Below are 26,600 nucleotides of genomic sequence, written 5' to 3' on the forward strand. Positions count from 1 at the left end.
GTTATGCCTCGATCCTCGTTGATTTTCCTTCCAGTCTTGTTATTCCCGCTTTCACTGCTTGCAGCGCCTGAGACGGTTAAGGTCGACGTGCTACAGACAAAACTGGATCACCCCTGGTCGCTGGCGTTTCTGCCAGATAACAAGGGGCTGCTCATCACGCTCAAAGACGGGCAGCTTAAGCACTGGCAGGCAGGAAAAGGGCTCTCCGATCCGATTGTCGGTGTGCCGAAAGTGTGGGCGAGCGGCCAGGGCGGACTGCTGGACGTCGCGCTGGCCCCGGATTTTGCACAGTCACAGCGGGTCTGGCTCAGCTTCGCCGAGGCAGGTAATGATGGCAAAGCGGGTACCGCCGTGGGCTACGGGCGGTTGAGCGATGACCTTTCGCGCATTGAGGGCTTCCAGGTGGTGTTCCGACAGATGCCGAAGCTCTCTACCGGCAACCACTTTGGCGGACGGCTGGTGTTCGACGGCAAAGGCTATCTCTTTATTGGCCTGGGTGAAAACAACCAGCGCCCGACGGCGCAGGAGCTGGACAAGCTTCAGGGCAAGGTGGTGCGCCTGACGGAGGACGGAAAAGTGCCGCCGGATAATCCGTTTGTGAACACCGCCGGTGCGCGCCCTGAAATCTGGTCCTATGGCATTCGCAACCCGCAGGGGATGGCGATGAATCCGTGGAGCGACACGCTGTGGCTCAACGAACACGGACCACGCGGTGGGGATGAGATTAACATTCCTGAGAAGGGCAAAAACTACGGCTGGCCCCTGGCGACGCACGGGATCAATTACAGCGGCCTGAAAATCCCGGAAGCGAAAGGCGAGCACGTTGAGGGCACCGAAAAGCCGCTGTTTGTCTGGAAAGTATCGCCTGCCGTCAGCGGCATGGCGTTCTACAACAGCGACGTCTTCCCGCAGTGGAAAAACAAGCTGTTTATCGGCGCGCTGAAGGAGAAAGACGTCATCGTGCTGAGCGTGAAGGGCAATAGCGTGACGGAGGACGGACGCATTCTGGGCGATAAAGATCAGCGTATTCGCGATGTGCGCGTCGGGCCGGATGGCTATCTGTACGTGCTGACTGACGAGACGGACGGGCAACTGCTGAAAGTCAGCCCGTCCAGGTCGTAATCAGGTCACCGGGATCATCACCACGTTGCGATACGCCGGGCGCTCGCTAAGCTGCTGGATCCAGCGCTCCAGGTGAGGGCGCGGGCTCCAGCTAAGACCCATGTTAGTGAGGTTCCAGACGAAGGGGGCGACGGCGATATCGCCCACGCCGAAGGTGTCGCCGGAGAACCAGGCGTGCTTCGCCAGTTCGTCGTCCATCATCGCGAACAGGGATTCGCAGGCGTCCTGGGCGGCATGAATGGCGGGATAATCACGTTCGGCTTCCGGCGTGCGGACAAGCCCCATCAGGATCACCCGGTGCGTGGGGGAAAGCGTCTGGTTTGCCCAGTCCATCCATTTTTCGCCCTGCGCGCGGCGGGCTGGATTTTCAACCCACAGCCGACCCTGGCCGTACTGCGCGGCGAGATAACGCACGATGGTGTTGGACTCCCACAGCGTGGCGTCTGTCTCGTCATCGCGCAGCAACGGCACCAGTCCGTTTGGGTTCATCGCCAGATAGTCGGCGTCTTTATTCACCCCGAACGCCATGCCAGCCATGATTTGGTTGAACGGTAAATCCAGCTCCTCCAGCGTCCAGAGCACTTTCTTCACGTTAGTCGAATTGTTCCTGCCCCACAGCGTAATCATATTTACTCCCGATGAGATGTGAATCCGAGTCAGCTTTTCGCCATGGTGAGATAAACCTAACAATTACGCAACAGATGCTAAAAAAAACGCCGCAATCAAAGCGTATCTGAATGTTATTGCATAAACTTTAAAAACTTTACCTGGAACAGGTTTCTTTGAACGCTGTAGTGCGCTATTACTCATCGCTTCTTGCGACACGGTGATTGTGACGTGATTTTTAGAATGGACACTCGGGTGGCATTTATGACGCAAAAAACTTCTTCTCTGCGCAGCCTGGCGGCAGGCTCGGCGCTGCTTTTCCTTTTTGCCCCAACGCTCCATGCGGCGGAACAGACGGCGCCCGAAGCGCCGCCTGTCGATGCGCGCGCCTGGATCCTGATGGATTACGCCAGCGGGAAAGTGCTGGCGGAAGGTAACGCCGACGAAAAACTCGACCCGGCGAGCCTGACGAAAATTATGACCAGCTATGTTGTCGGCCAGGCGTTGAAAGCGGGCAAGATCAAGCTGGATGACATGGTCACCGTCGGCAAAGATGCCTGGGCGACGGGTAACCCGGCGCTGCGCGGCTCGTCCGTCATGTTCCTGAAGCCCGGCGATCAGGTCTCCGTTTCCGATCTGAATAAAGGGGTCATTATTCAGTCGGGAAATGATGCCTGTATTGCGCTGGCCGATTACGTCGCAGGCAGTCAGGACTCATTCATTGGGTTGATGAATGGCTACGCGCAAAAACTGGGTCTGACCAACACCACCTTTAAAACCGTTCACGGCCTGGATGCGCCCGGTCAGTTCAGTACCGCGCGCGATATGGCGCTGCTGGGCAAAGCGCTGATCCATGACGTGCCGGATGAGTACGCCATCCATAAAGAGAAAGAGTTTACCTTCAACAATATCCGCCAGCCTAACCGTAATCGTCTGCTCTGGAGCAGTAACGTTAACGTGGACGGCATGAAAACGGGGACGACCGCCGGGGCCGGATATAACCTGGTGGCTTCTGCGACGCAGGGCGACATGCGCCTGATCTCGGTGGTGCTGGGGACGAAAACCGACCGCATTCGTTTTAATGAATCCGAAAAACTGCTGACCTGGGGTTTCCGCTTCTTTGAAACCGTCACGCCGATTAAGCCGGACGCCACCTTCGTCAGCCAGCGCGTCTGGTTTGGGGATAAAAGCGAAGTGAACCTGGGGGCAGGTGAAGCGGGTTCTGTCACCATTCCACGCGGTCAGCTGAAAAACCTGAAAGCCAGCTATACCCTGACCGAGCCACAGCTGACCGCGCCGTTGAAAAAAGGCCAGGTGGTCGGGACGATAGATTTCCAGCTTAACGGCAAATCCATTGAGCAGCGTCCGCTGGTGGTGATGGAAGCGGTGGAAGAGGGCGGCTTCTTCAGCCGGATGTGGGACTTTGTGTTAATGAAGTTCCACGGCTGGTTTGGCAGCTGGTTCAGCTAGGTTTTTGCCGGGTGGCGCTGCGCTTACCCGGCCTTCGTTTGAGCCGTTGTAGGCCGGGTAAGGCGAAGCCGCCACCCGGCACAACCTCAATACATCAACTTCACCTGCTGCGCCTTTGCATACGACACCAGCTCGTCATCCGGGCGGCAATCACTGACGATGGCGTCAAAGCGCGACAGTTCCCCCATCCTTGCCGGACGAACCTTGCCAAATTTACTGTGATCAACCACCAGCACATGCTGCTGTGCGGCGTTGAGCGCCCACTGTTTCACCGGTAACTCTTCAAGATTAAAACAGGTTGCCCCCTGTTTCACATTCACACCCGCCGCAGAGTAAAAGGCGATATCCGGACATACATTGCTCAGCGTGTCCTGAATATTCAGCGGTTTGAAGATGGCGTTGCTGGCATGAAACTCGCCGCCGCACAAAATCACCCGGCACGCCGGTTTCTCCTGCAAGGCCAGGAAGGTGTTTAGCGAATAACAGACGGCGGTAAAGGGAACGGTGCTGTCGATGGCCTCGATGATCCACGGGGTTGTCGTACCGCAGTCAAAAAACAGCGTTTGATGCGGCTGCACCAGCGAGGCGGCGAGCCGCGCGGCTTTGCGCTTCTCTTCCACCAGGCGTGTTTTTTGATCGCTTAACAGATAATGGCTGGCGCTACGCGGCTCCAGAACAATATACCCGCCAAGCAGCACAACGGGGGCGCTGTCGCTGTTCAGATCGCGACGAATGGTCATTTCAGACACGCCAAGCAGGGTAGCGGCTTCCTTAAGATGCAGCTTATCGCTGCGCTTCAGCGCCTGAAGTAGCTGAGCAATGCGGTCATCGCGACGTGTTTCCATAGATCCTCGGGCTAAAAAAGTGAGCCCCCGCAGGGCGGGGGCTCAAGTGTAACCTGACGGACCGGGGTTAGTCACGTATCCAGCCTTTGCGGATCGGAAGGGCAAACAGAACGCGATAGGCCTGTGATAATCCACGATAAAGCGCCGGACCAAAGAGGCTCCACAGGATGGCTGCGCTGACGCAGCCCATCAGCCCCACCAGGAAACCGCCGACCATATCCAGCGGCCAGTGCACGCCCAGGTAGACGCGGGACCAGGCGATGGCGACCGCCACCCCCATCAGCACCATGCCAGACCACAGGCGATGCCAGAACAGGAAGGCCAGCGCAAAGGTGAAGATCACCGTGCCGTGATCGCTCGGGAACGAGTCATCCGGCGCATGGTGCAGGAAGTTGTAGCCGACGCGATCGACAAACGGACGATCGTGCGGAAAGGCGTGGCCCAGCACGTAGCTTGCCAGCACGCTCACGCCGATCGCCATCGCCATTTTGATCACCAGATGGCGCTGGGCGGTGACCTGTGTACGAGGTCCCCATAACCAGAGGATCACCGCCAGCGCCGGTACAATGCTGATCACATCTTTCGCAATGAAGGTGGCGAGATCGATCATCCATTCCGGTGATGCTGGCGTGGCGTTGAGCAGGTAAAACAGTTCGTAGTTCAGATTTTCTAACATAATCTCGTTACTCTTTAGCAAACCAGGTGGAAACCAGCCCGTAAACCAGCACCTGGGAAAACCAGACCCACCACCCGGCCCACAGGTTGTGAGAGAAAAAATGCGCGCCGCGCATGACCTGGCCGAATCCCATCAGCAGCCCCATAACAACGCCTAACGCGACAAAGGACCATGCCAGGCGCGGACGTTCACGCCAGAAGGCAAAAAACAACCCCATCACCATAAACCCGCTTGAGGCGTGGCCGCCGGGAAAGCAGCGTCCCGGTCCGCTGTCTGCCGGAACGGCGCTGAACAGGGGATACGAGACGGCTTTGCCGCCATACTCCACCAGATCCCACGGACAGCTGTGGTGGCTTATGCTTTTCAGCACCCCAACTACCAGCGCCCCCAGCCCCATCAGAAGCGCGGCCGTCACCAGCCGGGCATTGCGTTTGTAAGCGCCGTAAATCAGCGATGCGGCAGCCAGCGCAATGGTCACATATTTCGCCAGCCGATGGTTCAGCAGATCCAGCAGCGGGTTTTGCTGTAGCGGGAAATGGTGCGTCGCCGCGTCATACCAGAAGCCGGTTATCCATCGGTCAAGCGATTCATCGCGCGAAAGCCAGGTAAAAAGCAGCGCAAGGACGATCAGCCCGAAAAGCTGATAACCATAAAAGCGGGCAGAAAAACGGTAAAGGCTTTTTGTCTTATTTGTCGGTAACTTAGATAATTCTGAAGGGCTGACGGCGTGTGTCATAGTTTCGGTCAATAACGTGAAATAGCACTATCATAGGGAGGGCAACTTAAGGAAACCTTAAACAACAACGATAAGTGCCTTATTTCTGTGTTTTCACGTGATTATGCTTTCTCAGACAGCGGCAATTCATTACACTCATCGCGATTTTTTCATACTAAAGAGATTGCATGATAAACCGTTCTTCTTCCGGTAATCGTCTGGGTCGTCAGGCGTTACTTTTTCCTCTGTGTCTGGTGCTTTACGAATTCTCTACCTACATCGGCAACGACATGATCCAGCCAGGCATGCTGGCTGTGGTTGAGCAGTACAACGCAGGTATTGAGTGGGTACCTACATCCATGACCGCCTATCTGGCGGGCGGCATGTTTTTACAGTGGCTTTTAGGGCCGCTGTCGGATCGTATTGGCCGCCGCCCGGTGATGCTGACGGGCGTGGTGTGGTTTATCGTCACCTGTCTCGCCACGCTGCTGGCGCAGAACATTGAGCAATTCACGCTGCTGCGTTTCCTTCAGGGCGTGAGCCTGTGCTTTATTGGCGCCGTGGGCTACGCCGCTATTCAGGAGTCGTTTGAGGAGGCGGTATGTATCAAAATAACCGCGCTGATGGCGAACGTGGCGCTGATTGCGCCGCTTCTGGGGCCGCTGGTGGGAGCCGCATGGGTCCACGTTGCGCCGTGGGAAGGGATGTTCGTCCTCTTTGCCGCGCTTGCGGCCATCTCTTTCTTTGGGCTGCACCGTGCGATGCCGGAGACCGCCACCCGCCTGGGCGAAAAGCTCTCGCTTAAAGAGCTGGGGCGTGACTATAAGGCGGTGCTGCAAAACGGTCGTTTTGTCGCGGGCGCGCTGGCGACGGGCTTTGTCAGCCTACCGCTGCTGGCGTGGATTGCCCAGTCGCCGGTCATTATCATCAGCGGCGAACAGCTTAGCAGCTATGAGTATGGCCTGTTACAGGTGCCGATTTTTGGCGCGCTGATTATCGGTAACCTGGTGCTGGCGCGTCTGACGTCGCGCCGTACCGTGCGTTCGCTGATTATTATGGGTGGCTGGCCCATAGCGGCAGGGCTGATTATCGCGGCGGTGGCGACCGTAGTCTCGTCCCATGCGTACCTGTGGATGACGGCGGGGCTGAGCGTTTATGCGTTTGGTATTGGCGTGGCGAATGCCGGCCTGGTGCGCCTGACGCTGTTCGCCAGTGAAATGAGTAAAGGCACGGTGTCTGCCGCGATGGGGATGCTGCAAATGCTGATTTTCACCGTCGGTATTGAGGTGAGCAAGCATGCCTATGCTTTCGGCGGTAACGGACTGTTCAGCCTGTTTAACCTCGCCAACGGCGTGCTGTGGATTGCCCTGATGGTGGTATTCCTGAAAGACAAACGCGTCGGAAACGCCCTGCAACCGTAATTCTTATTCCCTCTCCCCCGTGGGTGAGCTCGGGACAGTCCCCTCTCCCTGTGGGAGAGGGTTAGGGTGAGGGCACCAGTGCGCACGGAATCAATTAAACGGCGCCTCCCCGTCCAGCACCCTATCAATTACGTCCAGCACCCCTTCGTCATTATTGTTCGGTGCTTCATAGCGGGCCACCGCCTTAATGTGCGGTCTGGCATTGGCCATCGCGAAGCCAAACCCAGCCTGGCGCAACATCTCCACGTCGTTACCGCTGTCGCCAAAGGCCACCACTTCACTGTCCTCAATGCCCCAGCGCGCTTGCAGGATCCGCAGGCCGTTAGCTTTGTGTACGCCGGGGATAATCAGGTCGATACTACCGTGTCCCGTGGTCACCGGCACCATGATGTCGCCAAGCTTCTCATGCAGCAGCGCCTGAATGCGCGGAATTTCGTCGTCAGAGACGTTTAGCCCGAATTTGAAGAAAATATCGTTGAGGTTGTCAAAGCTGCTGACGCTTTCAAGGCGGTGATAGTATTTCGCAGCAATCTCTTTGAAGAGGTCGTTATACGTTTTCAGCGTGTAGGCGCTGTTTTTTCCGCAGGCAATTATCTCAATGCCGGGCACGTCGTTTAACAGGGTGGCGACGGTCAGAAAATGCTCTTTCGACAGTTCGCCGTTAAACACGTCTTCGCCCGCATCCACCACCCAGCCGCCGTTTTCGGCGACGAAGGCAATTTCATGGGCGATCTCCGGGAAAAATGAGATCAGCTGGTAGTACTGGTTTCCGCTGGCGACCACAAAACGGATGCCTTGCGCTTTCATGCGCGCGTACTGCGCCAGAAAACGCGCGCGGTTATAGGTTTTCGCATCGCTCAGGAAGGAGCCATCCATGTCGACTGCAATCAGTTTAACGCTCATATCCCTTCTCCATTGACGTTGTTTCTGCTTCCGGTTTTGCCACCGCTCGCGCCACCAGGGCGGCAATAATGACTAACCCTAATACCACCAGCATCGCGCTGCGTAACCCGTAGTGTTCACCGAGGAATCCAAGCAGCGGCGGGCCCACCAGGAAAGCGAGGTAGCCCGTGGTCGCCACGACGCTCACGCGCGTCGGCGCGTCGGGGCCGGTATCGCTGGCAGCGGAAATGGTCAGCGGGAAGCCAAGGGAGGCGCCCAGTCCCCACAGGATCACCGACACGCCGGCAATCCAGTCCACATCCACAAAGATAATCATCGCGATGCCCAGCCCACCCAGCAGGGCGCTGGCACGGACGACAGCCACGCGGCTGTAACGGTCGATAAACCAGCCCCCGGTAAAGCGTCCGACGGTCATGCCGAGCGTAAACCCGGCGTAAATCAGCGAGCCGGAGGTGGGGCTAAATCCGTGCCCGTCTACCATCAGCAACGGTAGCCAGTCGTTGGCGGATCCTTCAGCAAACGCCATCGCCAGTACCACCACGCCAATCAGCATCAGCTGGAAATCGCGATAGAAGGGCAACCCTTTTGCCGCAGACTTCTGTTCGTCCGAGGCATTTTGTCCTGTGCCTGCGGGAATAGCCCTGATGCCGGTGAGGATCGGGATAATGCAGACCAGCGCCGCGAGTAAAATGTGCACATTGGCCGCAATGCCCAGCGCCGTCAGCGCCATCCCTACGCCCGCGCCCGCCAGCGTGCCGAGGCTGTAAAAGCCATGCATCATCGGCAGCACCGTTTTGTTCATCGCCTGTTCAACGGCGGCCCCCTCGACGTTAATGGCCACTTCCGCCGCACCAAAGCTGCCGCCAAATACCATCAGCCCAAGGGCAAACATCAGCGGCGAGGCGAACCACAGCGCCACGCTCAGACCGAGCATACCTACCACTGCGCAGCACATGGTGGTGCGGATCACCGCGCGCGTGCCAAAGCGTTTCACCAGCCAGGCCGAGCAGAGGATGCCGCTCATCGAGCCAATCGACAGGCCAAACAGCACGATCCCCATCTCCGCCGTCGAAACGGATAGCGTATCGCGGATTGCCGGGGTGCGCGTTGCCCAGGAAGCCATCAGCAGCCCGGGGATGAAGAAGAACATAAACAGCGCCCACATGCGCAGATGCAGGGCTTTGCGAGGAGAAGTTAGCGTCATTGGGATCAGCACCAGAAGTACAACAATAGCGACAACACTAGCAACTTTGTGTACATTTGTACATAAACCGGATGAGGATTTTATGAGCAGACCACCGAACGACCCTAACCGCCGCGAGAAGATACTCCAGGCGACGCTGGACACCATTGCTGAGCACGGTATTCATGCCGTCACGCACCGCAAAATTGCCACCTGCGCAGGCGTGCCGCTGGGGTCGATGACCTACTATTTCGACGGGATGGAGTCGCTTCTGGAGGAGGCATTCACGTGGTTTACGCAGCAGATGTCTCAGCAGTACCGGGATTTCTTCGCGGGGGTTACGGGGCGCGAGAGGGCGTGCGAGGCGATTACCACGCTGATCCACAGTTCAGCCGTGACCACGCCACACAATATGGCGCTGATGTATCAGCTGTACGCGTTTATGCACCGCAGCGCCGCGCTGAAAACGGTGATGCAGGACTGGATGAAGATGAGCCAGGCTACGCTGGAGCAGTGGTTTGATCCGGCCACCGCCCGCGCGCTGGATGCGTTTATCGAGGGGATGACGCTGCATTTTGTGACCGATCGGTCGCCGTTAACTCGGGAGGAGATCCGGGTGATGGTGGGGCGGATTGCCCGTGAGCAGATGCCACGCGATTAGCAGAAGGGCACCATGATGTTACCGGCCCAGAACTTTTGCCTGGAGTCGATTCGACTACCCTGCTTGCCGGGTGACGGCTTCGCCTTACACGGCCTACAATCCTGAATCTTAAATTTGTATTTCTTCAGGCAACAAAAAACCCATCAACCTTGAACCAAAACGGCGGGGTTGATGGGCTCCACAAATTGGGGACATCAAAGAAAAGCAGTGGCACTAGTTATGACTGCACCCTGCGTAAAAAGTTCTGCGCGTAACGAAAATTTTTTCAGCCACACGCAAACTTGAGATTTATCCGAGTCCTGGCCAGATAATGATGATCAGCGTACCCGCCAGCGTCAGCAGCACGTTGGCGATTGCGTACGTGCCTGCATAGCCCAGCGCCGGGATATTGCTGCGCGCGGTGTCGCTGATGATCTCCATCGCCGGTGCGCAGGTGCGCGCGCCCATCATCGCGCCGAAGAGCAGGGCGCGGTTCATGCGCAGCACGTAGGCGCCGAACAGGAAACAGATCACCACCGGTACCAGGCTGACGATAAGTCCGGAAACCAACATTTGCCAGCCGACCGCGCCCAGGCCGTTGCCAATGCCGCTCCCGGCGCTTAATCCGACACCCGCCATAAAGACCATCAGACCGAACTCTTTCACCATGTTCAGCGCCCCCTGAGGGATATAGCCGAAGGTGGGATGGTTCGCTCGCAGGAAGCCCAGCATGATCCCGGCGAACAGCAGACCGGCTGCGTTACCAATGCCGAAGCTAAAGTTGCTGAACTGGAAGGTTATCATCCCGATCATCAGGCCGACAATGAAGAAGGCGCAGAAGGCTAACAGGTCCGTCACCTGGCTGTGGATCGAGATAAAGCCGATACGGTCGGCAACGGTTTTAACCCGTCGGGCATCGCCGCTGACCTGCAACACATCGCCTTTATTGAGCACCACGTTATCGTCGATAGGCATTTCAATCTGGCTGCGGATCACGCGGTTGAGGAAACAACCGTGGTCGGTCAGCTTCAGCTGTGCCAGACGGCGGCCCACGGCGTTGTGGTTTTTCACCACAATCTCTTCGGTGACGATACGCATGTCCAGCAGGTCGCGGTCAAACACCTCTTTCCCGTTGCGGAAGCTCGGATCGAGACGCGCGTGGGCGTCCGGGTAGCCAACAAGGGCGATGTCATCGCCCATCTGGAGCACCGCGTCACCGTCCGGGTTTGCCAGAATGCCGTTACGACGGATACGTTCGATGTAGCAGCCGGTCTGACGGTAGATCCCCAGTTCGCGCAGGTTTTTCCCGTCGGTCCAGGCAACCAGCTCCGGCCCGACGCGGTAGGCGCGGATCACCGGCAGGTAAACTTTACGTTTGGAGTCCGTGTCCAGGCCGCGCTCGCGGGCGATGGTCTGGGCGCTGGTCTGGAGATCCTGATGCTGAAGTTTTGGCAGATAGCGCGCGCCAACAATCAGGCTCACCAGACCAATCAGATAGGTCAGGGCATAGCCCAGACTCAGGTTGTCCAGCGCGGAGGAAAGCTGCGTGCCTGCCATGCCAGAATGACGAAGCGTATCCCCCGCGCCAACAAGCACCGGCGTGGAGGTCATCGAGCCTGCCAGCATACCGGCCGTTAAGCCGATGTCCCAGCCAAACAGTTTGCCCAGTCCTAACGCAATCAGCAGGGCGCTGCCGACCATCACCAGCGCCAGCATTAGGTAATTTTTGCCGTCTCGGAAGAAAATGGAAAAAAAGTTCGGACCAGCTTCCACGCCTACGCAAAAAATAAACAGCATGAAACCTAAGTTAAGCGCGTCCGTGTTAATACTGAAATGTTGTTGACCTAATAACAGGGAGACGACTAAAACGCCAATGGAATTACCAAGTTGAACTGAACCCAGGCGTAATTTACCCAGACAAAGGCCCAGCGCCAGTACCACAAATAATAACAGGATGTAATTCCCATTTAACAAGTCTGCGACGTTTATATTCACGGAGGCTAACTTCTTGTTTACCAGTAAGTTGTTGAATGAAAGGACTATTTGGGCTACTGTTTTCAGAGTCAGGGAATCACTTTGCATTTCCCTGCTTCCTGATAAATACCCTAAACACTAGCAGTCGGTTAGTTTAATCGTAATAGCTACCGACAGCCACCTATTATCGCACGACTTTTGTGCGTGCTTTGGCAAGGATTGCCGCATTGCTTTATCTGACTGGGCGTCCACCGGACGATTTTTGTATTTGATAGAGATAAGTCAGGAGGATAGTTTGAACTTTAAACGAAACTGGGCTGGCGTAATCAGCTGTTTTTTGCTGTTTACGGTCGTTTGCATGTCGCTCGCTTTTAACGTGAAAGGCGCCTTCAGAGCGTCCGGTCATCCCGAGCTGGGCCTGTTGTTCTTCATCCTGCCGGGGGTAGTCGCCGGTTTTCTCTCGCGTAAAGGCGAGGTGGTGATGCCGCTTATTGGGGCAATGCTTGCGGCCCCGCTCTGCCTGCTTCTGATGCGCGTGCTGTTTCTCTCGTCGAGAAGCGTCTGGCAGGAAGTGGCGTGGCTACTGAGTGGCGTTTTCTGGTGTGCGCTGGGCGCGCTCTGTTTCTTATTTACGCGCAGCCTGCTGCAACAGAGGAAGCACCGTAAATAAAAACGCCCTCAGGGGGAGGGCGTCTTCGCATTACTGAGCCGCAAACAGGCCCAGGTGTTCTTTGGCGTAGGCCTCAAAATCGGTGCAGCCGCCGATGTGTTTCTGATCGAGGAAGATCTGCGGCACGGTTTCAACCGGTTTACCCACGGTTTTTTCCAGATCGGCTTTAGTGATGCCTTCCGCGTGGATATCCACGTAACGGAAGTTGAAATCATCACGTTCTTCAGTCAGTTTCTCTGCCAGCTCTTTCGCGCGTACACAGTAAGGGCATCCTGGACGACCAAAAATTACTGCAAACATTTCTCTCTCCTCAAAAAACAAGCCTGACGGCGAATAGCGCCTATAGTGCACGATAACCTGCCGTCATGGAAAGAAGGTTTCACCTGTCACTTTGATACAGTCAGGCTATGTTTCGCCAATTACATCAGGTGGATCATTGCCTATACTGGCTGCCATACGTTTTACGCAACACAAAGAGAGACAAAATGACGCCAACCATTGACCTGCTTCGTTCCCACCGTTCCATTCGCCATTTCACCGATGAGCCGATTACCCAGGTGCAGCGGGAAGCGATCATCGACAGCGCAAGAGGCACCTCCAGCTCCAGCTTTTTGCAGTGCAGCTCCATTATCCGCATCACCGATCCGGCGATGCGTGAGCAGCTAGTAACGCTGACGGGCGGACAAAAGCACGTTGCCCAGGCGGCTGAGTTCTGGGTGTTCTGCGCCGATTTTAACCGTCATCTGCAAATCTGCCCCGAGGCCGAGCTGGGGCTGGCGGAACAGCTGCTGCTGGGCGTGGTGGATACGGCGCTGATGGCGCAAAACGCGTTCACGGCGGCGGAATCGCTGGGGCTTGGCGGCGTCTATATTGGCGGGCTGCGTAACAACATCGAAAGCGTGACGGAACTGCTGAAGCTGCCGAAACACGTGCTGCCGCTGTTTGGTCTGTGCCTCGGCTGGCCGGCAGATAACCCGGATCTGAAGCCGCGCATTCCTGCTGCGATGCTGGTGCATGAAAACCACTACCAGCCGGTCGACCAGGACGTTCTGCATCAATACGATGAAGAGCTGGCGAACTACTATCTGACGCGCGACAGCAACAACCGCCGCGACACCTGGAGCGACCATATTCGTCGCACCATCATCAAGGAGAACCGCCCGTTCATTCTTGATTACCTGCACAAACAGGGCTGGGCAACGCGGTAGTCCATTCCTCCTGCGCCTCGTGTATGATAGGCAGGCTTTTACCATGTCTTTAGAGAGGTGCAGGGTGAAAATTGCCATATTGTCCCGGGATGGAACGCTCTATTCATGTAAACGCCTGCGAGAAGCGGCGGCGAAACGCGGACATCAGATTGAGATCCTCGATCCGATGTCCTGCTATATGAACATCGACCCTGCGGCATCGTCGATTCATTACAAAGGCCGCAAACTCCCGCATTTTGATGCGGTAATTCCCCGCATTGGCTCCCAGATCACCTATTACGGTACGGCTGCGCTGCGCCAGTTTGAAATGCTGGGAAGCTATCCGCTCAACGAGTCCGTGGCGATCTCCCGCGCCCGCGATAAGCTGCGCTCGCTGCAACTGCTGGCGCGCCAGGGGATCGATCTGCCCGTCACCGGGATTGCCCACTCCCCGGACGACACCAGCGATTTAATCGACATGGTGGGCGGTGCGCCGCTGGTTATTAAGCTGGTGGAAGGTACGCAGGGTATTGGGGTGGTACTGGCGGAGACGCGTCAGGCGGCGGAAAGCGTGATCGACGCGTTTCGCGGTCTGAATGCCCATATTCTGGTGCAGGAGTATATTAAAGAGGCCAACGGGTGCGACATCCGCTGCTTTGTGGTGGGCGATGAGGTGGTGGCCGCCATAGAGCGGCAGGCAAAAGAGGGCGACTTCCGCTCTAACCTGCACCGCGGCGGTATCGCGCGGGTGGCCCTTATTAGCGAGCGCGAGCGCGAGATTGCGGTGAAAGCGGCGCAGACGCTGGGCCTGGACGTGGCGGGGGTCGATCTGCTGCGTGCCGGGCGCGGGCCGCTGGTGATGGAAGTCAACGCCTCGCCGGGGCTGGAAGGGGTGGAAAAAACCACAGGCGTCGATATTGCAGGTAAAATGATCGCATGGATTGAACGCCATGCGACGCCGGGATTTTGCCTGAAAACGGGCGGTTAAATGGATCGGCGCGCACTTTTTGCGTAATCTGGACAACGTTTTTATTTAAGAGGCTGCACAGCGATGGATTTACAGGTCGTACCTACACTGGATACGTTACGTCAATGGCTCGATGATGCCGGTATTACTTTCTTCGAATGCGACTCCTGCCAGGCGCTGCATCTGCCTCACATGCAAAATTTCGATGGCATTTTCGATGCCAAAATCGATCTGATTAACGACGTGATCCTGTTCTCGGCGCTGGCTGAAGTAAAGCCTTCTGCGCTGCTGGCGCTGGCGTCTGATCTGTCAGCGATCAACGCCAGTTCTTTGACGGTGAAAGCGTTTCTCGACATACAGGATGATAATCTGCCAAAGCTGGTGGTTTGCCAGTCTTTATTTTCCGGCGCGGGGCTCTCCTTCAAGCAGTTCGCCTGGTTTATGCGCCTGAGCGAAGAGCAAATTTCCATGGTAATGATGGAAGCCAACGCACATCACCTGCTGTATAGCGCGGAAGATGATGCCGAGAATAATGATGCATCTCCCAATTTTCTCCACTAAGCCTGTCTGACTTTTGCGCAGTCGCTGCCAGAGCGGCTGCATAACACCGTTTTTTCTGCTGCTTTTAACCTTTCTTTAAAGAGTTTTTCACCTCCTCTCCGGCCGTTTCGGCTTATCACGTAGACATAATCTGCATAAAAAATTGATAAAAGGCGTTTTTTCGTCTGGGCTATAGCCGGAGACACGGGCTACAGTTATTCTTGCGGTGCTTAAAAAAGCGAGCGGAACCTGCCGGGAAGAGGGGGTATTTTATTTCGGGCAGAGCGACAAACTATGCATGATTATTGCATATCTTCAGGCTGCACAGTTTTGGTTCGTTTGTTAACGAACTTTCAGAAGGAATAACAATATGATCGCCTTGAATAAAAAATGGTTATCGGGTCTGGTTGCGGGTGCTCTGATGGCCGTCTCTGCCGGCACGCTCGCTGCGGAACAAAAAACGCTGCACGTCTATAACTGGTCTGACTATATTGCGCCGGACACCGTCGCGAATTTTGAAAAAGAGACCGGCATTAAGGTTGTCTACGACGTATTCGATTCCAACGAAGTGCTGGAAGGCAAACTGATGGCGGGCAGCACCGGTTTCGATCTGGTGGTGCCGTCGGCAAGCTTCCTGGAGCGTCAGCTGACCGCCGGTGTCTTCCAGCCGCTGGACAAGAGCAAATTACCGAACTGGAAGAACCTCGATCCGGACGTGCTGAAGCTGGTGGCGAAGCACGATCCGGAGAATAAATACGCGATGCCTTACCTGTGGGCGACAACCGGTATTGGCTATAACGTGGATAAAGTCAAAGCGGCGCTGGGCCCGGACGTCAAGCTGGACAGCTGGGACGTGGTGCTGAAGCCGGAAAACCTCGAGAAGCTGAAAAGCTGCGGCGTCTCTTTCCTCGATGCGCCGGAAGAGATTTTCGCCACCGTGCTTAACTATCTCGGCAAAGATCCTAACAGCAGCAAGGCCGACGACTACACCGGTCCGGCAACCGACCTGCTCCTGAAGCTGCGTCCGAATATTCGCTACTTCCACTCCTCTCAGTACATCAACGACCTGGCTAACGGGGATATCTGCGTGGCCATCGGCTGGGCGGGCGATGTCTGGCAGGCGGCGAACCGCGCGAAAGAGGCCAAAAACGGCGTAAATGTTTCCTACTTCATTCCGAAGGAGGGGGCGCTGGCGTTCTTCGACGTCTTCGCGATGCCGGCTGATGCGAAAAATAAAGAGGAAGCGTATCAATTCCTCAACTACCTGATGCGTCCGGAGGTGATTGCCCACATCAGCGACCATGTCTACTACGCCAACGGTAACAAGGCCTCCGTGCCGCTGGTGAGCGAAGAAATCCGCAATAATCCGGCGATCTATCCGCCAGCCGATGTGTTTGCCAAGCTCTTCACCCTGAAAGTGCAGGAACCGAAAATTGACCGTGTGCGTACCCGCGCGTGGACCAAGGTGAAAAGCGGTAAGTAACGGCGTTTGATATCGTTGCCCGGTGGCGCTGTCGCTTACCGGGCCGACAGATCCCGTAGGCCGGGCAAGCGTTAGCGCCGCCCGGCGATGCGCACCCTGACGGTGCGTTTGCACCAGTGTTGATCTATGCCGGAGAGCACCCCGTGAATGACGCGATCCCCCGCCCGCAGGCGAAAGTCCGTAAAGCGCTGACCCCGCTTCTTGAAATTCGTAACCTCACCAAATCCTTCGACGGCCAGCATGCCGTGGACGATGTCAGCCTGACGATCTACAAAGGTGAAATTTTTGCTTTGCTCGGTGCATCGGGCTGCGGCAAATCCACACTGCTGCGTATGCTGGCAGGCTTTGAACAGCCTACCGCCGGGCAGATCGTGCTGGATGGGGTAGACCTCTCCAGCGTGCCGCCGTACCAGCGGCCCATAAACATGATGTTCCAGTCCTATGCTCTGTTCCCGCACATGACCGTTGAGCAGAATATCGCCTTTGGCCTGAAGCAGGACAAGCTGCCGAAAGCCGAAATCACCGCGCGCGTGACGGAGATGCTGAGCCTGGTGCATATGCAGGAATTTGCGAAGCGTAAGCCGCATCAGCTTTCCGGCGGCCAGCGTCAGCGCGTGGCGCTGGCAAGAAGTCTGGCGAAGCGTCCAAAATTATTACTGCTCGACGAGCCGATGGGCGCGCTGGACAAAAAGCTGCGCGACCGGATGCAGCTGGAAGTGGTGGATATCCTTGAGCGCGTGGGGGTGACGTGCGTGATGGTGACCCACGACCAGGAAGAGGCGATGACCATGGCCGGGCGCATTGCGATCATGAATCGCGGTAAGTTCGTGCAGATCGGCGAGCCGGAAGAGATCTACGAACACCCGACAACCCGCTACAGCGCGGAGTTCATCGGCTCGGTAAACGTCTTCGAAGGGCTACTGAAGGAACGCCAGGACGACGGTCTGGTGATTGAATCGCCGGGGCTGGTGCACCCGCTGAAGGTTGATTCTGATAACTCCGTAGTGGACAACGTGCCGGTTTACGTTGCCCTGCGCCCGGAAAAAATCATGCTTTGCGATGAGCCGCCCGCCGATGGCTATAACTTTGCCGTGGGCGAAGTGGTACACATTGCCTATCTCGGCGATCTGTCGATTTACCATGTGCGCCTGAAAAGCGGCCAGATGCTCAGCGCCCAGTTACAGAACGAACACCGGTATCGCAAGGGACAGCCAACCTGGGGCGACGAAGTGAGCCTCTGCTGGGATGCGGACAGTTGCGTAGTCCTGACGGTATAAGGAGCGGTCATGAGCACACTTGAACCTCCAGCCCGCGTCAAAAAACCGGGCGGTTTCGCGCTCTGGCTGGCGCGCATGCAGATGGCGCATGGCCGCAAGCTGGTCATCGCCATGCCCTATATCTGGCTGATCCTGCTGTTTCTGCTGCCGTTCCTGATCGTCTTTAAGATCAGCCTGGCGGAGATGGCGCGGGCGATCCCACCGTATACCGATCTGTGGGAGTGGGCCGACGGGCAGCTGACGCTGACCTTAAACCTCGGTAATTTCCTGCAACTGACCGACGATCCGCTCTATTTCGAAGCCTATTTGCAGTCGTTACAGGTTGCGGCTATTTCTACGATTTGCTGCTTGTTGATGGGCTACCCGCTGGCGTGGGCAGTGGCGCACAGCAAGCCGTCGACGCGAAATATTTTACTGCTGTTGGTCATTTTACCGTCGTGGACGTCGTTCCTGATCCGCGTGTACGCGTGGATGGGGATCCTGAAGAATAACGGCATACTGAATAACTTCCTGCTGTGGCTTGGGGTCATCGACCAGCCGCTGACGATCCTGCACACCAACCTTGCGGTGTATATCGGGATTGTCTATGCCTATCTGCCGTTTATGGTGCTGCCAATCTATACGGCGCTGACGCGAATCGATTACTCGCTGGTGGAAGCCTCGCTGGATCTCGGCGCACGCCCGTTGAAGACTTTCTTCAGCGTCATTGTGCCGCTCACCAAAGGCGGGATCATCGCCGGATCGATGCTGGTGTTTATCCCGGCGGTCGGGGAGTTTGTGATCCCGGAACTGCTCGGCGGCCCGGACAGCATCATGATTGGCCGCGTGCTGTGGCAGGAGTTCTTCAATAACCGCGACTGGCCGGTGGCCTCGGCGGTGGCGATCGTCATGTTACTGCTGCTGATCGTGCCGATCATGTGGTTCCACAAACATCAGCAGAAACAGATGGGAGACCACGGATGAACAACTTACCGGTAGTACGCTCCCCGTGGCGAATTGCGATCCTGATTATCGGCTTTACCTTCCTGTATGCGCCGATGCTGATGCTGGTGATCTACTCGTTCAACAGCTCTAAGCTGGTCACCGTCTGGGCGGGCTGGTCCACGCGCTGGTACAGCGAGCTGTTCCACGATGATGCGATGATGAGCGCGGTGGGGCTGAGCCTGACCATTGCGGCGCTGGCGGCGACGATGGCCTGCGTGCTGGGCACTATCGCCGCGCTGGTGATGGTGCGCTTTGGCCGTTTCCGCGGGGCGAATGGTTTCGCGTTTATGATCACCGCCCCGCTGGTTATGCCGGACGTCATCACCGGCCTGTCGCTACTGCTGCTGTTTGTCGCGCTGGCGCACGCCATCGGCTGGCCAGCGGATCGCGGGATGCTCACCATCTGGCTGGCACATGTCACCTTCTGTACGGCGTATGTGGCGGTGGTGATCTCCTCGCGGCTGCGCGAGCTGGATCGCTCCATTGAAGAGGCGGCGATGGATCTCGGCGCAACGCCGCTGAAGGTCTTTTTCATCATCACGCTGCCGATGATTATGCCGGCGGTGATCTCCGGCTGGCTGCTGGCGTTCACGCTCTCGCTCGACGATCTGGTTATCGCCAGCTTTGTGTCGGGGCCGGGCGCGACGACGCTGCCGATGCTGGTCTTCTCCAGCGTGCGGATGGGGGTGAATCCGGAGATCAACGCCCTGGCGTCCATCATCCTTGGCGTGGTCGGAATTGTCGGATTTATCGCCTGGTATTTGATGGCGCGCGCGGAAAAACAGCGTGTGCGCGATATCCAGCGTGCAAGACGCGGCTGAAGGAATTACTATTTCCAGTGATGTGCCGCGTATGACGCGGCACTGTTTTTCAGGGAAGTAAAAACATTGGGATTCTTACAAAAAACACGTCATTCGCACGCTCGTCCGAACGTCCCTGCACTGGTGCAGGTGGCGGCGCTCGCCATTATTATGATCCGCTGCCTGGATGTGCTGATGATAATGAACACGCTGGGTCCGCGCGGAATGGGGGAATTTATTCACCGCAGCGCGCAGACGTGGAATCTGACGCTGGTGTTTCTCAGCAGCCTGATGCTGGTGTTTATTGAGATCTACTGTGCGTTCTCGCTGGTGAAAGGACGTAACTGGGCGCGCTGGGTGTATCTGCTTACGCAGATCACCGCCGCAGGCTACCTGTGGGCCGCCTCGCTGGGCTATGGCTATCCGGAGCTGTTTAGCATACCCGGTGAGTCGCGACGCGAGATTTTCCATTCACTGGTGATGCAAAAACTGCCGGATATGCTGGTGCTCTGCCTGCTTTATCTCCCGGCTTCCAGTCGGCGGTTCTTCCGCCTGCAATAATGTGTATAATCGCAGCCCTCGTGTTTCTTAAGGTTTTCATATGCAGTGCGCACTCTATGACGCCGGACGCTGCCGCTCCTGTCAGTGGATAGAACAGCCGGTCTCTCAACAACTCACCGCCAAAATGGCCGACCTGCAACAGCTGCTGACAGCACATGCGGTGGGCGAGTGGTGCGCACCCGTCAGTGGCCCGGAACAGGGCTTTCGCAATAAAGCCAAAATGGTGGTCAGCGGCAGCGTTGAAAAGCCGCTGCTGGGGATGCTGCACCGCGACGGCACCCCGGAAGATTTAACCGACTGCCCGCTGTATCCCGCCTCGTTTGAGCCGGTGTTTAGCGCGCTGAAACCGTTTATCGCCCGGGCGGGGTTAACGCCCTATAACGTTGCCCGCAGGCGCGGCGAGCTGAAATACCTTTTGCTGACCGAAAGCCAGATCGACGGCGGGATGATGCTGCGCTTTGTGCTGCGTTCGGAAAACAAGCTGGAGCAGCTGCGCGCGGCGCTTCCGGGGTTGCAGGAACAGCTTCCGCAGCTCAAGGTGATCACCGCAAATATTCAGCCGGTGCATATGGCGATCATGGAAGGGGAAAAAGAGATTTTCTTCACCGAACAGCATGCGCTGGCGGAGAGCTTTAACGGCGTGCCGCTGTGGATCCGTCCGCAAAGCTTCTTTCAAACTAACCCCACCGTCGCCAGCGCGCTGTATGCCACCGCGCGCGACTGGGTGCGTGCGTTACAGGTTCATCACATGTGGGATCTGTTCTGCGGCGTCGGCGGCTTTGGCCTGCACTGTGCCACGCCAGACATGCAGCTCACCGGAATTGAGATCTCCGCCGAAGCGATTGCCTGCGCGAAGCAGTCCGCCGCAGAGCTGGGGCTGACGAATCTGCACTTCCAGGCGCTGGACTCGACCCGGTTCGCCACCGGACAGGGCAACGTGCCGGAGCTGGTGCTGGTGAACCCGCCGCGCCGGGGTATCGGCCAGGCGCTCTGCGACTACCTGAGCCAGATGGCGCCGGAGTACATTGTCTACTCCAGCTGTAACGCACAGACCATGGCGAAGGATATCGCCAGCCTGCCGGGCTACCGCATTGCGCGCGTTCAGCTTTTCGATATGTTCCCCCATACCGCCCATTATGAAGTGTTGACGTTGTTAACCAAAGCGCAGGCCAGGTAAGGCGAAGCCGCCACCCGGCATAAACCCCGCACAATGTTCAACAAAATGTGAACTCTTCCCCCGCTCGAAATCAGGTAAGCTTACGTCATAACAAATGATTGAAGGCTTACCCATGAAGCAGATCCTGCTGGTAGAAGACGACCACGATATCGCGGCACTCCTGCGTCTTAATCTGGAAGATGAAGGCTACGCCATTACCCACGAGCCCGACGGGGGCAACGCCTTACAGCGTCTTGAAACACAGCCGTGGGACGCGGTGATCCTCGATCTGATGCTGCCGAATGTTGATGGTCTGGAGATTTGCCGCCGTATCCGCCAGATGACCCGCTACCTGCCCATTATCATCATTAGCGCCCGTAGCAGTGAAACTGACCGTATTACTGGCCTGGAAACAGGGGCGGATGATTATCTGGCAAAACCTTTCTCGGTGCAGGAGCTGATTGCCCGCATTAAGGCGCTGTTTCGCCGTCAGCAGGCGATGGGCCAGGCGCAGACGGACGGCATTATTCAGGCGCACGGACTGACTATCGATCCGCTGGCGCGCACCGTGCGCCTTAACGGTCAACACGTCGATCTCACCCCGCGCGAATTTGAACTGCTCTATTTCTTTGCCCGCCATCCCGGAGAGGTCTTTTCGCGGCTGGCACTGCTGGAGCAGGTATGGGGGTATCAGCACGAAGGCTACGAACACACCGTCAATACCCACATTAACCGCCTGCGCATTAAAATAGAGAAAGATGCCGCCGAGCCGGAGATCGTTCGCACCGTCTGGGGCAAAGGCTACAAATTTGCGGAGCAGAATCATGATGCGTCGCTTTAGCCTGAGCCAGCGCCTGACGCTGCTGTTTACGGCGTTACTGCTGCTCTGCGCCACCGTCGCCTGTGCGGTGCAGCTCTACAGTAGCATGCAGTACGGCAATGCGATGGTGCAGCGGCTCTCCGGCGGGCTGGCGCAGCAGATTGTGCAGCGGGAAGCGATTCTGGATACGCAGGGCAGGGTGGATCGCAGCGCCTTAAAACCGCTGTTCGACCGGCTGATGACCTTTAATCCGAGCGTCGAGCTGTATGTTGTCTCGCCAGATGGCGATATCCTGGCCGATGCCGCCCCGCCGGGGCACATTCAGCGGCAAAAAATTGACCTTGCGCCGATACAGAATTTCCTCAGCGGGACGGTGATGCCGGTGTTTGGCGACGATCCCCGAAGCCAGAATAAGAAAGTCTTCAGCGCAACCCCGCTGCGGCAGGACGGTGAGCTGAAGGGGTATCTGTACATTATTTTGCAGGGGGAGGAGTCCAACGCGCTGGCGGAGATGGCCTGGCACAAAGCGCTCTGGAGTACGGCGCTGTGGTCGATGCTGCTGGTGGCGCTGTTTGGTCTGCTGGCGGGGTTGCTGCTCTGGTACTGGGTGACGCGCCCGGTTAAAGAGCTCACGCTGGACGTGGCCGGGCTGGAGCAGGACAGCATCAGCGCGATTAAGCAGCTGGCGGCCCAGCCGCTTGAGCCTGCCGGCCAGGATGAAGTGGCGATCCTGCGCAATACCTTTATCGAGCTGGCGCGCAAAATCACCTCTCAGTGGGATCGGCTGGCCGACAGCGACCGCCAGCGCCGGGAGTTTATCGCCAACATTTCGCACGACTTACGCACCCCGCTGACGTCGCTGCTGGGTTATCTGGAAACGCTGTCGCTGAAATCCGCAACGCTGTCGCCGCAGGAGCATCAGCAGTACCTCGCTACCGCGCTGCGTCAGGGGCAAAAGGTACGCCATCTGTCGCAGCAGCTGTTCGAGCTGGCGCGTCTTGAGCACGGCGGCATCAAGCCCCAGCGCGAGCGTTTTGCCATGGCTGAACTGATTTCCGACGTGGCGCAAAAGTTTGAACTCGCTGCCCGCACGCGTGAGTTAAATCTGCACATTGACGTCCCGGGTCCGCTGCCGCAGGTGTTGGCCGATGTTTCCATGATTGAACGGGTGGTGACGAATCTGCTGGATAATGCGATACGCCATACCCCAGCAGGTGGAGACATTCGTCTGGCGGTGTGGCAGGAGAACGACCGGTTACAGGTTGAAGTGGCCGACAGCGGAACGGGTGTTGATGCCGCATTACGGGACGATCTGTTCCAGCGTCCGTCAGCGTTAAATCCACAGGCCTCGCGGGAGCACCGGGGCGGGTTAGGGCTGTTAATCGTGAAAAGAATGCTGGAGCTGCACGGCGGGGGGATCAGGCTGATGGAGTCCGTGAGCGGGGCACGGTTCAGGTTCTTTGTGCCGCTTTAAGGAATTGCCGGGTGGCGGCTTCGCCTTACCCGGCCTACAGACCACCCCCGTAGGCCAGGTCACCCGGCAAAAAAGGTTATTGCGGGAACCACTGCTCGCTGATTTTCTGGTATGTGCCGTCAGCTTTGATCGCTTTCAGCGCGCCGTTCAGTTTCTCAAGCAGAGCCTTGTTATCCGGACGCACGGCAATACCGAGGCCAGTGCCGAAATACTGCGGATCGGTCACTTTCTCCGTCGCTGTACCCAGCTGCGGGTTGGTTTTCAGCCACTCATTCACGACCGCGGTGTCGCCAAATACGCCATCAATACGGCCATTTTTCAGGTCGATAATGGCGTTCTGGTAGCTGTCGTAGGCCACAGTTTTCACTTCAGGATGCTTGTCCTGGAGGTATTTCTGGTGCGTGGTGCCGTTCTCCATGCCGATGCGCTTGCCTTTCAGCTCGTCGAAAGATTTATAAGCCCCTTTCTTCGCAATCACCACCGCAGAGTTCGCGTAGTACGGGTCGGTGAACGCGACCTGCTTGCTGCGCTCTGGCGTGATGTCCATGCCGGAGATTACCGCGTCGTACTTTTTAAATTTCAGGGACGGGATCAGGCTGTCAAATGCGTGGTTAGTAAAGGTGCAGTCGGCCTGCATCTGCTTGCACAGCGCTTTCGCCAGGTCGATGTCGAAGCCGACGATCTGGTTGCTGGCATCCAGCGATTCAAACGGCGGATAGGTGGCAGAAACGCCGAAATTGATTTTATCGGCGGCGGATGCGCCAGCGGCGAAGGTTGCGAGTAATGCGGCCAGAACTAACTTTTTCATTGTAATGCTCCCGTCTGTCAATCTTGTCATTATGCGCCGTGTCTGCGGCATGGATGTACAATGCCACTCAATGAATTTATATGCAATAAATATGATTAAATATTATTTAATGCATAAAAAAATGCGGGTAACCCATCAGGTTACCCGCACTACGAAAACAGCTTTATGCATTAAGTCGATTAATTTCTGCGCTCAAACGCCAGCGCCTTACGCTCGATAAGACGCATCATCAGGGTCAGCAGACCGTTGACCACCAGATAGACCAGACCCGCCGCACCGAACACCATCACGTCGTAGGTGCGTCCGTACAGCAGCTGTCCGTGGCCCATCACTTCCATCAGGGTGATGGTGTAGGCCAGGGAGGTACTTTTGAACACCAGCACGACTTCGTTGGAATAGGAAGAGAGGGCGCGCTTAAAGGCATAAGGCAGCAGGATCGCCAGCGTATCCTTCTTGCTCATGCCCAGAGCCCCGCAGGACTGCCACTGGCCTTCCGGGATCGCGCGAATGGCACCGTAGAACAGCTGCGTGGTATAGGCCGCGCTGTTCAGGGAGAGGGCAATCAGGGCGCAGAGCCATGGCTCAGAGAGCAGATGCCAGATAACCGGATATTCCTGTAACGACGGGAACTGGCCCGGGCCGTAGTAAATCAGGAAGATCTGCACCAGCAGCGGCGTTCCGGTGAAGAGCGTAATGTAGCCACGTACAATCCACACCAGCACCGGCGTTTTCAGCGTCAGGACGATGGTGAAGATCAGCGCCAGGATCAGCGCCACGATGATAGACGCGACGGTCAGCGTCAGGCTGGTGTGCAGCCCTTTCATCAGTTCGGGTAAATAATCCAGCATCAGCCTGGTCTCCGTTCAAAACGCGTTGCGCGCAGATCAATACGCTTCAGAACGTACTGGCTCAGCAACGTGATCACCAGGTAGATAGCCGCCGCGACGATGTACCAGGTAAACGGCTCCTGCGTACGGGTGGCGATACTTTTTGTTTGCAACATCAAATCGTTCACGCTGATCAGGCTCACCAGCGCGGTATCTTTCAGCAGTACCAGCCACTGGTTACCCAGCCCTGGCAGGGCATGACGCCACATCTGCGGCATCACCAGGCGGAAGAAGATCGCCGCTTTCGACAGACCCAGCGCCTGGCCGGATTCCCATTGACCCTGCGGTACCGCTTTCAGCGCGCCGCGCAGCGTTTGTGACGCATAGGCCGAATAGAGCAGGGAGAGCGCAATCACGCCGCACAGGAACGGGCTGACGTCGAAGTTCTCAATCTGCATCTGCACCGGGATCTGCGCAAAGCCGAGATTAATCGTGAAGCCGTCCGACAGCGTTAACAGCAGCTGTGAGGAGCCGAAATAGATAAACAGGACCACCAGAATTTCCGGCAGTCCACGCAGCACAGTCACCAGCGCTGAACCGAGCCATGCGACAGGGCGCCACTTAACGGACTCCCACACCGCAAAGAACATCGCCAGTACGAGGCCGATAATCAGTGCACAAACGGCAAGGCCGACGGTCATCCCGGCGGCGCTTGCTAAAGGAAAAATTTCATTCATCAGGAATTACTTCTGGAACCATTTTTTGTAGATGGTTTCGTAGGTGCCGTCTTTCTTCACTTTTTCCAGCGCATCGTTGAATTTCTGCTGCAACTCGGTATTGCCCTGACGTACGGCAATACCCAGACCTGTACCGAAGTAGTCTTTATCGGTCACCTTGTCACCCACGGCGGCCAGCTTGTCGTTCGCTTTCAGCCATTCGGTCACGACAGCCGTGTCCCCGAACACCGCATCGATACGACCGTTTTGCAGGTCCAGCTTCGCATTCTGGTAGCTGTCATACGGCACGGTGGTGATTTCCGGATGCTTATCCATGATGAATTTCTGGTGCGTGGTGCCGTTCTGCACGCCGACTTTCTTGCCTTTCAGCAGGTCAACGGAGGCGTATTTACCTTTCTGACCGATGAACAGGGCCGAGTTGTCATAGTAAGGGGTGGTGAACAGAACCTGCTTTTCACGCTCCGGAGTGATGTCCATTCCGGCCATTACGGCGTCGATACGGCGGAACTTCAGGCTTGGGATCAGGCTGTCGAACGCCTGGTTGCTGAAGGTACAGGTCGCGTCGATCTCTTTACACAGGGCGTTTGCCAGGTCCACGTCGAAGCCAACAATCTTGTTGTTCGCATCAATGGATTCAAACGGAGGGTAGGACGCTTCAGTGGCGAAACGGATGGTCTGGGCTGCGGTAGCGGAAAGGCTGACGCTAGCAAGCAGCGCGGCAATCAATACTTTTTTCATTATAATTTCCCTAACA

The 26,600-nt window shown here is 56.8% G+C and carries 28 protein-coding genes; 16 read left to right on the plus strand and 12 right to left on the minus strand.

Annotation, left to right across the window (positions count from 1 at the left end; translation table 11 throughout):
* The first annotated feature begins 3 nt into the window (after window positions 1–3).
* Window positions 4–1,122, plus strand: coding sequence for a PQQ-dependent sugar dehydrogenase (locus ACQG1Y_RS07560; protein ID WP_368740479.1), 1,119 nt, complete (start codon window positions 4–6; stop codon window positions 1,120–1,122).
* Here ACQG1Y_RS07560 and ACQG1Y_RS07565 read toward each other — a convergent pair whose 3' ends face one another.
* Window positions 1,123–1,749 carry a glutathione S-transferase family protein gene (locus ACQG1Y_RS07565; RefSeq protein ID WP_017384888.1) on the minus strand — a complete coding sequence of 209 codons (627 nt, stop codon included), beginning with the start codon at window positions 1,747–1,749 and terminating at the stop codon, window positions 1,123–1,125.
* Window positions 1,750–1,992: 243 nt separating this feature from the next.
* On the opposite strand from ACQG1Y_RS07565, the gene dacC reads away from it, so the two are divergent.
* Entirely contained in the window at window positions 1,993–3,198 is a 1,206-nt protein-coding gene (dacC, locus tag ACQG1Y_RS07570; protein ID WP_023296184.1) for a serine-type D-Ala-D-Ala carboxypeptidase, read from the plus strand.
* Window positions 3,199–3,284: 86 nt separating this feature from the next.
* On the opposite strand, the gene deoR is transcribed toward dacC, so the two are convergent.
* From deoR to ACQG1Y_RS07585, 3 genes are all read right to left on the minus strand, one after another.
* On the minus strand, window positions 3,285–4,043 hold the full coding sequence (gene deoR, locus ACQG1Y_RS07575; protein WP_017384886.1) for a DNA-binding transcriptional repressor DeoR: 759 nt from the start codon (window positions 4,041–4,043) through the stop codon (window positions 3,285–3,287).
* Between the two features lie 67 nt (window positions 4,044–4,110).
* Window positions 4,111–4,719: an undecaprenyl-diphosphate phosphatase gene (gene ybjG / locus ACQG1Y_RS07580; protein ID WP_015571025.1), complete on the minus strand. Its 609-nt coding sequence runs from the start codon at window positions 4,717–4,719 to the stop codon at window positions 4,111–4,113.
* Window positions 4,720–4,726: 7 nt separating this feature from the next.
* Window positions 4,727–5,455, minus strand: coding sequence for a phosphatase PAP2 family protein (locus ACQG1Y_RS07585; RefSeq protein ID WP_032653080.1), 729 nt, complete (start codon window positions 5,453–5,455; stop codon window positions 4,727–4,729).
* A 167-nt stretch (window positions 5,456–5,622) separates the two neighbouring features.
* Here ACQG1Y_RS07585 and ACQG1Y_RS07590 point away from each other — a divergent pair, with 167 nt between their 5' ends.
* Entirely contained in the window at window positions 5,623–6,855 is a 1,233-nt protein-coding gene (locus ACQG1Y_RS07590; RefSeq protein ID WP_023303359.1) for an MFS transporter, read from the plus strand.
* Window positions 6,856–6,945: 90 nt separating this feature from the next.
* On the opposite strand, the gene ACQG1Y_RS07595 is transcribed toward ACQG1Y_RS07590, so the two are convergent.
* The gene (locus tag ACQG1Y_RS07595; RefSeq protein WP_022650681.1) at window positions 6,946–7,758 is read right to left on the minus strand and encodes a Cof-type HAD-IIB family hydrolase; all 813 of its coding nucleotides are present in this window, start codon (window positions 7,756–7,758) and stop codon (window positions 6,946–6,948) included.
* Window positions 7,748–8,962, minus strand: coding sequence for an MFS transporter (locus tag ACQG1Y_RS07600; protein WP_017693738.1), 1,215 nt, complete (start codon window positions 8,960–8,962; stop codon window positions 7,748–7,750). Before ACQG1Y_RS07600 ends, ACQG1Y_RS07595 begins: the two co-directional genes overlap by 11 nt.
* Before the next feature lie 82 nt (window positions 8,963–9,044).
* Between ACQG1Y_RS07600 and ACQG1Y_RS07605 the strand changes: the two genes are divergently transcribed.
* Window positions 9,045–9,602: a TetR/AcrR family transcriptional regulator gene (locus ACQG1Y_RS07605; protein ID WP_032647831.1), complete on the plus strand. Its 558-nt coding sequence runs from the start codon at window positions 9,045–9,047 to the stop codon at window positions 9,600–9,602.
* A gap of 288 nt (window positions 9,603–9,890) precedes the next feature.
* Here the strand turns inward: ACQG1Y_RS07605 and ACQG1Y_RS07610 are convergent, their stop codons facing one another.
* Window positions 9,891–11,576, minus strand: coding sequence for an aspartate:alanine antiporter (locus ACQG1Y_RS07610; RefSeq protein ID WP_026080732.1), 1,686 nt, complete (start codon window positions 11,574–11,576; stop codon window positions 9,891–9,893).
* Window positions 11,577–11,850: 274 nt separating this feature from the next.
* Here ACQG1Y_RS07610 and ACQG1Y_RS07615 point away from each other — a divergent pair, with 274 nt between their 5' ends.
* On the plus strand, window positions 11,851–12,225 hold the full coding sequence (locus tag ACQG1Y_RS07615; RefSeq protein WP_017384878.1) for an inner membrane protein YbjM: 375 nt from the start codon (window positions 11,851–11,853) through the stop codon (window positions 12,223–12,225).
* 30 nt (window positions 12,226–12,255) lie between these two features.
* Here the strand turns inward: ACQG1Y_RS07615 and ACQG1Y_RS07620 are convergent, their stop codons facing one another.
* The gene (locus ACQG1Y_RS07620; protein ID WP_006809455.1) at window positions 12,256–12,525 is read right to left on the minus strand and encodes a GrxA family glutaredoxin; all 270 of its coding nucleotides are present in this window, start codon (window positions 12,523–12,525) and stop codon (window positions 12,256–12,258) included.
* 185 nt (window positions 12,526–12,710) lie between these two features.
* Here ACQG1Y_RS07620 and nfsA point away from each other — a divergent pair, with 185 nt between their 5' ends.
* The 11 genes from nfsA to ACQG1Y_RS07675 all read left to right on the plus strand — a co-directional run bounded on the left by nfsA (window position 12,711) and on the right by ACQG1Y_RS07675 (window position 23,474).
* Entirely contained in the window at window positions 12,711–13,433 is a 723-nt protein-coding gene (nfsA, locus tag ACQG1Y_RS07625) for a nitroreductase NfsA (protein WP_368740480.1), read from the plus strand.
* 64 nt (window positions 13,434–13,497) lie between these two features.
* Window positions 13,498–14,400: a 30S ribosomal protein S6--L-glutamate ligase gene (gene rimK / locus ACQG1Y_RS07630; protein ID WP_017693733.1), complete on the plus strand. Its 903-nt coding sequence runs from the start codon at window positions 13,498–13,500 to the stop codon at window positions 14,398–14,400.
* A gap of 63 nt (window positions 14,401–14,463) precedes the next feature.
* Entirely contained in the window at window positions 14,464–14,940 is a 477-nt protein-coding gene (locus ACQG1Y_RS07635; RefSeq protein ID WP_003858385.1) for a YbjN domain-containing protein, read from the plus strand.
* A gap of 349 nt (window positions 14,941–15,289) precedes the next feature.
* Window positions 15,290–16,402 (plus strand): spermidine/putrescine ABC transporter substrate-binding protein PotF, encoded by a 1,113-nt coding sequence (potF, locus tag ACQG1Y_RS07640; RefSeq protein ID WP_015571013.1) that lies wholly within the window; start codon window positions 15,290–15,292, stop codon window positions 16,400–16,402.
* 143 nt (window positions 16,403–16,545) lie between these two features.
* Window positions 16,546–17,679 carry a putrescine ABC transporter ATP-binding subunit PotG gene (gene potG / locus ACQG1Y_RS07645; RefSeq protein WP_213377148.1) on the plus strand — a complete coding sequence of 378 codons (1,134 nt, stop codon included), beginning with the start codon at window positions 16,546–16,548 and terminating at the stop codon, window positions 17,677–17,679.
* Window positions 17,680–17,688: 9 nt separating this feature from the next.
* Complete coding sequence (potH, locus tag ACQG1Y_RS07650) at window positions 17,689–18,642, plus strand: putrescine ABC transporter permease PotH (protein WP_017693731.1); 954 nt, start codon at window positions 17,689–17,691, stop codon at window positions 18,640–18,642.
* Window positions 18,639–19,484, plus strand: coding sequence for a putrescine ABC transporter permease PotI (gene potI, locus ACQG1Y_RS07655; protein WP_003858378.1), 846 nt, complete (start codon window positions 18,639–18,641; stop codon window positions 19,482–19,484). The genes potH and potI overlap by 4 nt, the downstream gene beginning before the upstream one ends.
* Window positions 19,485–19,526: 42 nt before the next feature.
* Entirely contained in the window at window positions 19,527–20,024 is a 498-nt protein-coding gene (locus tag ACQG1Y_RS07660) for a YbjO family protein (protein ID WP_085929694.1), read from the plus strand.
* A gap of 40 nt (window positions 20,025–20,064) precedes the next feature.
* The gene (rlmC, locus tag ACQG1Y_RS07665; protein WP_032670247.1) at window positions 20,065–21,201 is read left to right on the plus strand and encodes a 23S rRNA (uracil(747)-C(5))-methyltransferase RlmC; all 1,137 of its coding nucleotides are present in this window, start codon (window positions 20,065–20,067) and stop codon (window positions 21,199–21,201) included.
* A 112-nt stretch (window positions 21,202–21,313) separates the two neighbouring features.
* Window positions 21,314–22,021 carry a response regulator transcription factor gene (locus ACQG1Y_RS07670; RefSeq protein ID WP_022650690.1) on the plus strand — a complete coding sequence of 236 codons (708 nt, stop codon included), beginning with the start codon at window positions 21,314–21,316 and terminating at the stop codon, window positions 22,019–22,021.
* Entirely contained in the window at window positions 22,005–23,474 is a 1,470-nt protein-coding gene (locus tag ACQG1Y_RS07675; protein WP_063138462.1) for a sensor histidine kinase, read from the plus strand. The genes ACQG1Y_RS07670 and ACQG1Y_RS07675 overlap by 17 nt, the downstream gene beginning before the upstream one ends.
* 76 nt (window positions 23,475–23,550) lie before the next feature.
* On the opposite strand, the gene artJ is transcribed toward ACQG1Y_RS07675, so the two are convergent.
* The 4 genes from artJ to artI form a co-directional block, all read right to left on the minus strand.
* Window positions 23,551–24,282 carry an arginine ABC transporter substrate-binding protein ArtJ gene (gene artJ / locus ACQG1Y_RS07680; protein ID WP_015571008.1) on the minus strand — a complete coding sequence of 244 codons (732 nt, stop codon included), beginning with the start codon at window positions 24,280–24,282 and terminating at the stop codon, window positions 23,551–23,553.
* Between the two features lie 179 nt (window positions 24,283–24,461).
* A complete protein-coding gene (artM, locus tag ACQG1Y_RS07685; RefSeq protein ID WP_003858369.1) occupies window positions 24,462–25,130 on the minus strand; it encodes an arginine ABC transporter permease ArtM in 669 nt (222 codons plus the stop codon).
* Window positions 25,130–25,846 carry an arginine ABC transporter permease ArtQ gene (gene artQ / locus ACQG1Y_RS07690; RefSeq protein WP_003858367.1) on the minus strand — a complete coding sequence of 239 codons (717 nt, stop codon included), beginning with the start codon at window positions 25,844–25,846 and terminating at the stop codon, window positions 25,130–25,132. The genes artM and artQ overlap by 1 nt, the downstream gene beginning before the upstream one ends.
* 6 nt (window positions 25,847–25,852) lie before the next feature.
* Entirely contained in the window at window positions 25,853–26,584 is a 732-nt protein-coding gene (gene artI / locus ACQG1Y_RS07695; protein WP_368740481.1) for an arginine ABC transporter substrate-binding protein ArtI, read from the minus strand.
* Window positions 26,585–26,600: the final 16 nt, after the last annotated feature.

It is taken from the genome of Enterobacter cloacae complex sp. 397G4, assembly GCF_050031515.1.
Taxonomy (GTDB): Bacteria; Pseudomonadota; Gammaproteobacteria; order Enterobacterales; family Enterobacteriaceae; genus Enterobacter; species Enterobacter hormaechei_C.

What these genes read in the sequence shown, in the direction of transcription:
- artI (WP_368740481.1), bottom strand. Translation starts at nt 26,584, where the DNA reads ATGAAAAAAGTATTGATTGCCGCGCTGCTTGCTAGCGTCAGCCTTTCC.
- ACQG1Y_RS07635 (WP_003858385.1), top strand. Translation starts at nt 14,464, where the DNA reads ATGGATTTACAGGTCGTACCTACACTGGATACGTTACGTCAATGGCTC.
- ACQG1Y_RS07675 (WP_063138462.1), top strand. Translation starts at nt 22,005, where the DNA reads ATGATGCGTCGCTTTAGCCTGAGCCAGCGCCTGACGCTGCTGTTTACG.
- artM (WP_003858369.1), bottom strand. Translation starts at nt 25,130, where the DNA reads ATGCTGGATTATTTACCCGAACTGATGAAAGGGCTGCACACCAGCCTG.
- ACQG1Y_RS07565 (WP_017384888.1), bottom strand. Translation starts at nt 1,749, where the DNA reads ATGATTACGCTGTGGGGCAGGAACAATTCGACTAACGTGAAGAAAGTG.
- ACQG1Y_RS07600 (WP_017693738.1), bottom strand. Translation starts at nt 8,962, where the DNA reads ATGACGCTAACTTCTCCTCGCAAAGCCCTGCATCTGCGCATGTGGGCG.
- potF (WP_015571013.1), top strand. Translation starts at nt 15,290, where the DNA reads ATGATCGCCTTGAATAAAAAATGGTTATCGGGTCTGGTTGCGGGTGCT.
- ACQG1Y_RS07595 (WP_022650681.1), bottom strand. Translation starts at nt 7,758, where the DNA reads ATGAGCGTTAAACTGATTGCAGTCGACATGGATGGCTCCTTCCTGAGC.
- ACQG1Y_RS07605 (WP_032647831.1), top strand. Translation starts at nt 9,045, where the DNA reads ATGAGCAGACCACCGAACGACCCTAACCGCCGCGAGAAGATACTCCAG.
- dacC (WP_023296184.1), top strand. Translation starts at nt 1,993, where the DNA reads ATGACGCAAAAAACTTCTTCTCTGCGCAGCCTGGCGGCAGGCTCGGCG.
- potH (WP_017693731.1), top strand. Translation starts at nt 17,689, where the DNA reads ATGAGCACACTTGAACCTCCAGCCCGCGTCAAAAAACCGGGCGGTTTC.
- ACQG1Y_RS07585 (WP_032653080.1), bottom strand. Translation starts at nt 5,455, where the DNA reads ATGACACACGCCGTCAGCCCTTCAGAATTATCTAAGTTACCGACAAAT.
- nfsA (WP_368740480.1), top strand. Translation starts at nt 12,711, where the DNA reads ATGACGCCAACCATTGACCTGCTTCGTTCCCACCGTTCCATTCGCCAT.
- potI (WP_003858378.1), top strand. Translation starts at nt 18,639, where the DNA reads ATGAACAACTTACCGGTAGTACGCTCCCCGTGGCGAATTGCGATCCTG.
- ACQG1Y_RS07620 (WP_006809455.1), bottom strand. Translation starts at nt 12,525, where the DNA reads ATGTTTGCAGTAATTTTTGGTCGTCCAGGATGCCCTTACTGTGTACGC.
- rlmC (WP_032670247.1), top strand. Translation starts at nt 20,065, where the DNA reads ATGCAGTGCGCACTCTATGACGCCGGACGCTGCCGCTCCTGTCAGTGG.
- artQ (WP_003858367.1), bottom strand. Translation starts at nt 25,846, where the DNA reads ATGAATGAAATTTTTCCTTTAGCAAGCGCCGCCGGGATGACCGTCGGC.
- ACQG1Y_RS07590 (WP_023303359.1), top strand. Translation starts at nt 5,623, where the DNA reads ATGATAAACCGTTCTTCTTCCGGTAATCGTCTGGGTCGTCAGGCGTTA.
- ACQG1Y_RS07560 (WP_368740479.1), top strand. Translation starts at nt 4, where the DNA reads ATGCCTCGATCCTCGTTGATTTTCCTTCCAGTCTTGTTATTCCCGCTT.
- deoR (WP_017384886.1), bottom strand. Translation starts at nt 4,043, where the DNA reads ATGGAAACACGTCGCGATGACCGCATTGCTCAGCTACTTCAGGCGCTG.
- ybjG (WP_015571025.1), bottom strand. Translation starts at nt 4,719, where the DNA reads ATGTTAGAAAATCTGAACTACGAACTGTTTTACCTGCTCAACGCCACG.
- ACQG1Y_RS07670 (WP_022650690.1), top strand. Translation starts at nt 21,314, where the DNA reads ATGAAGCAGATCCTGCTGGTAGAAGACGACCACGATATCGCGGCACTC.
- artJ (WP_015571008.1), bottom strand. Translation starts at nt 24,282, where the DNA reads ATGAAAAAGTTAGTTCTGGCCGCATTACTCGCAACCTTCGCCGCTGGC.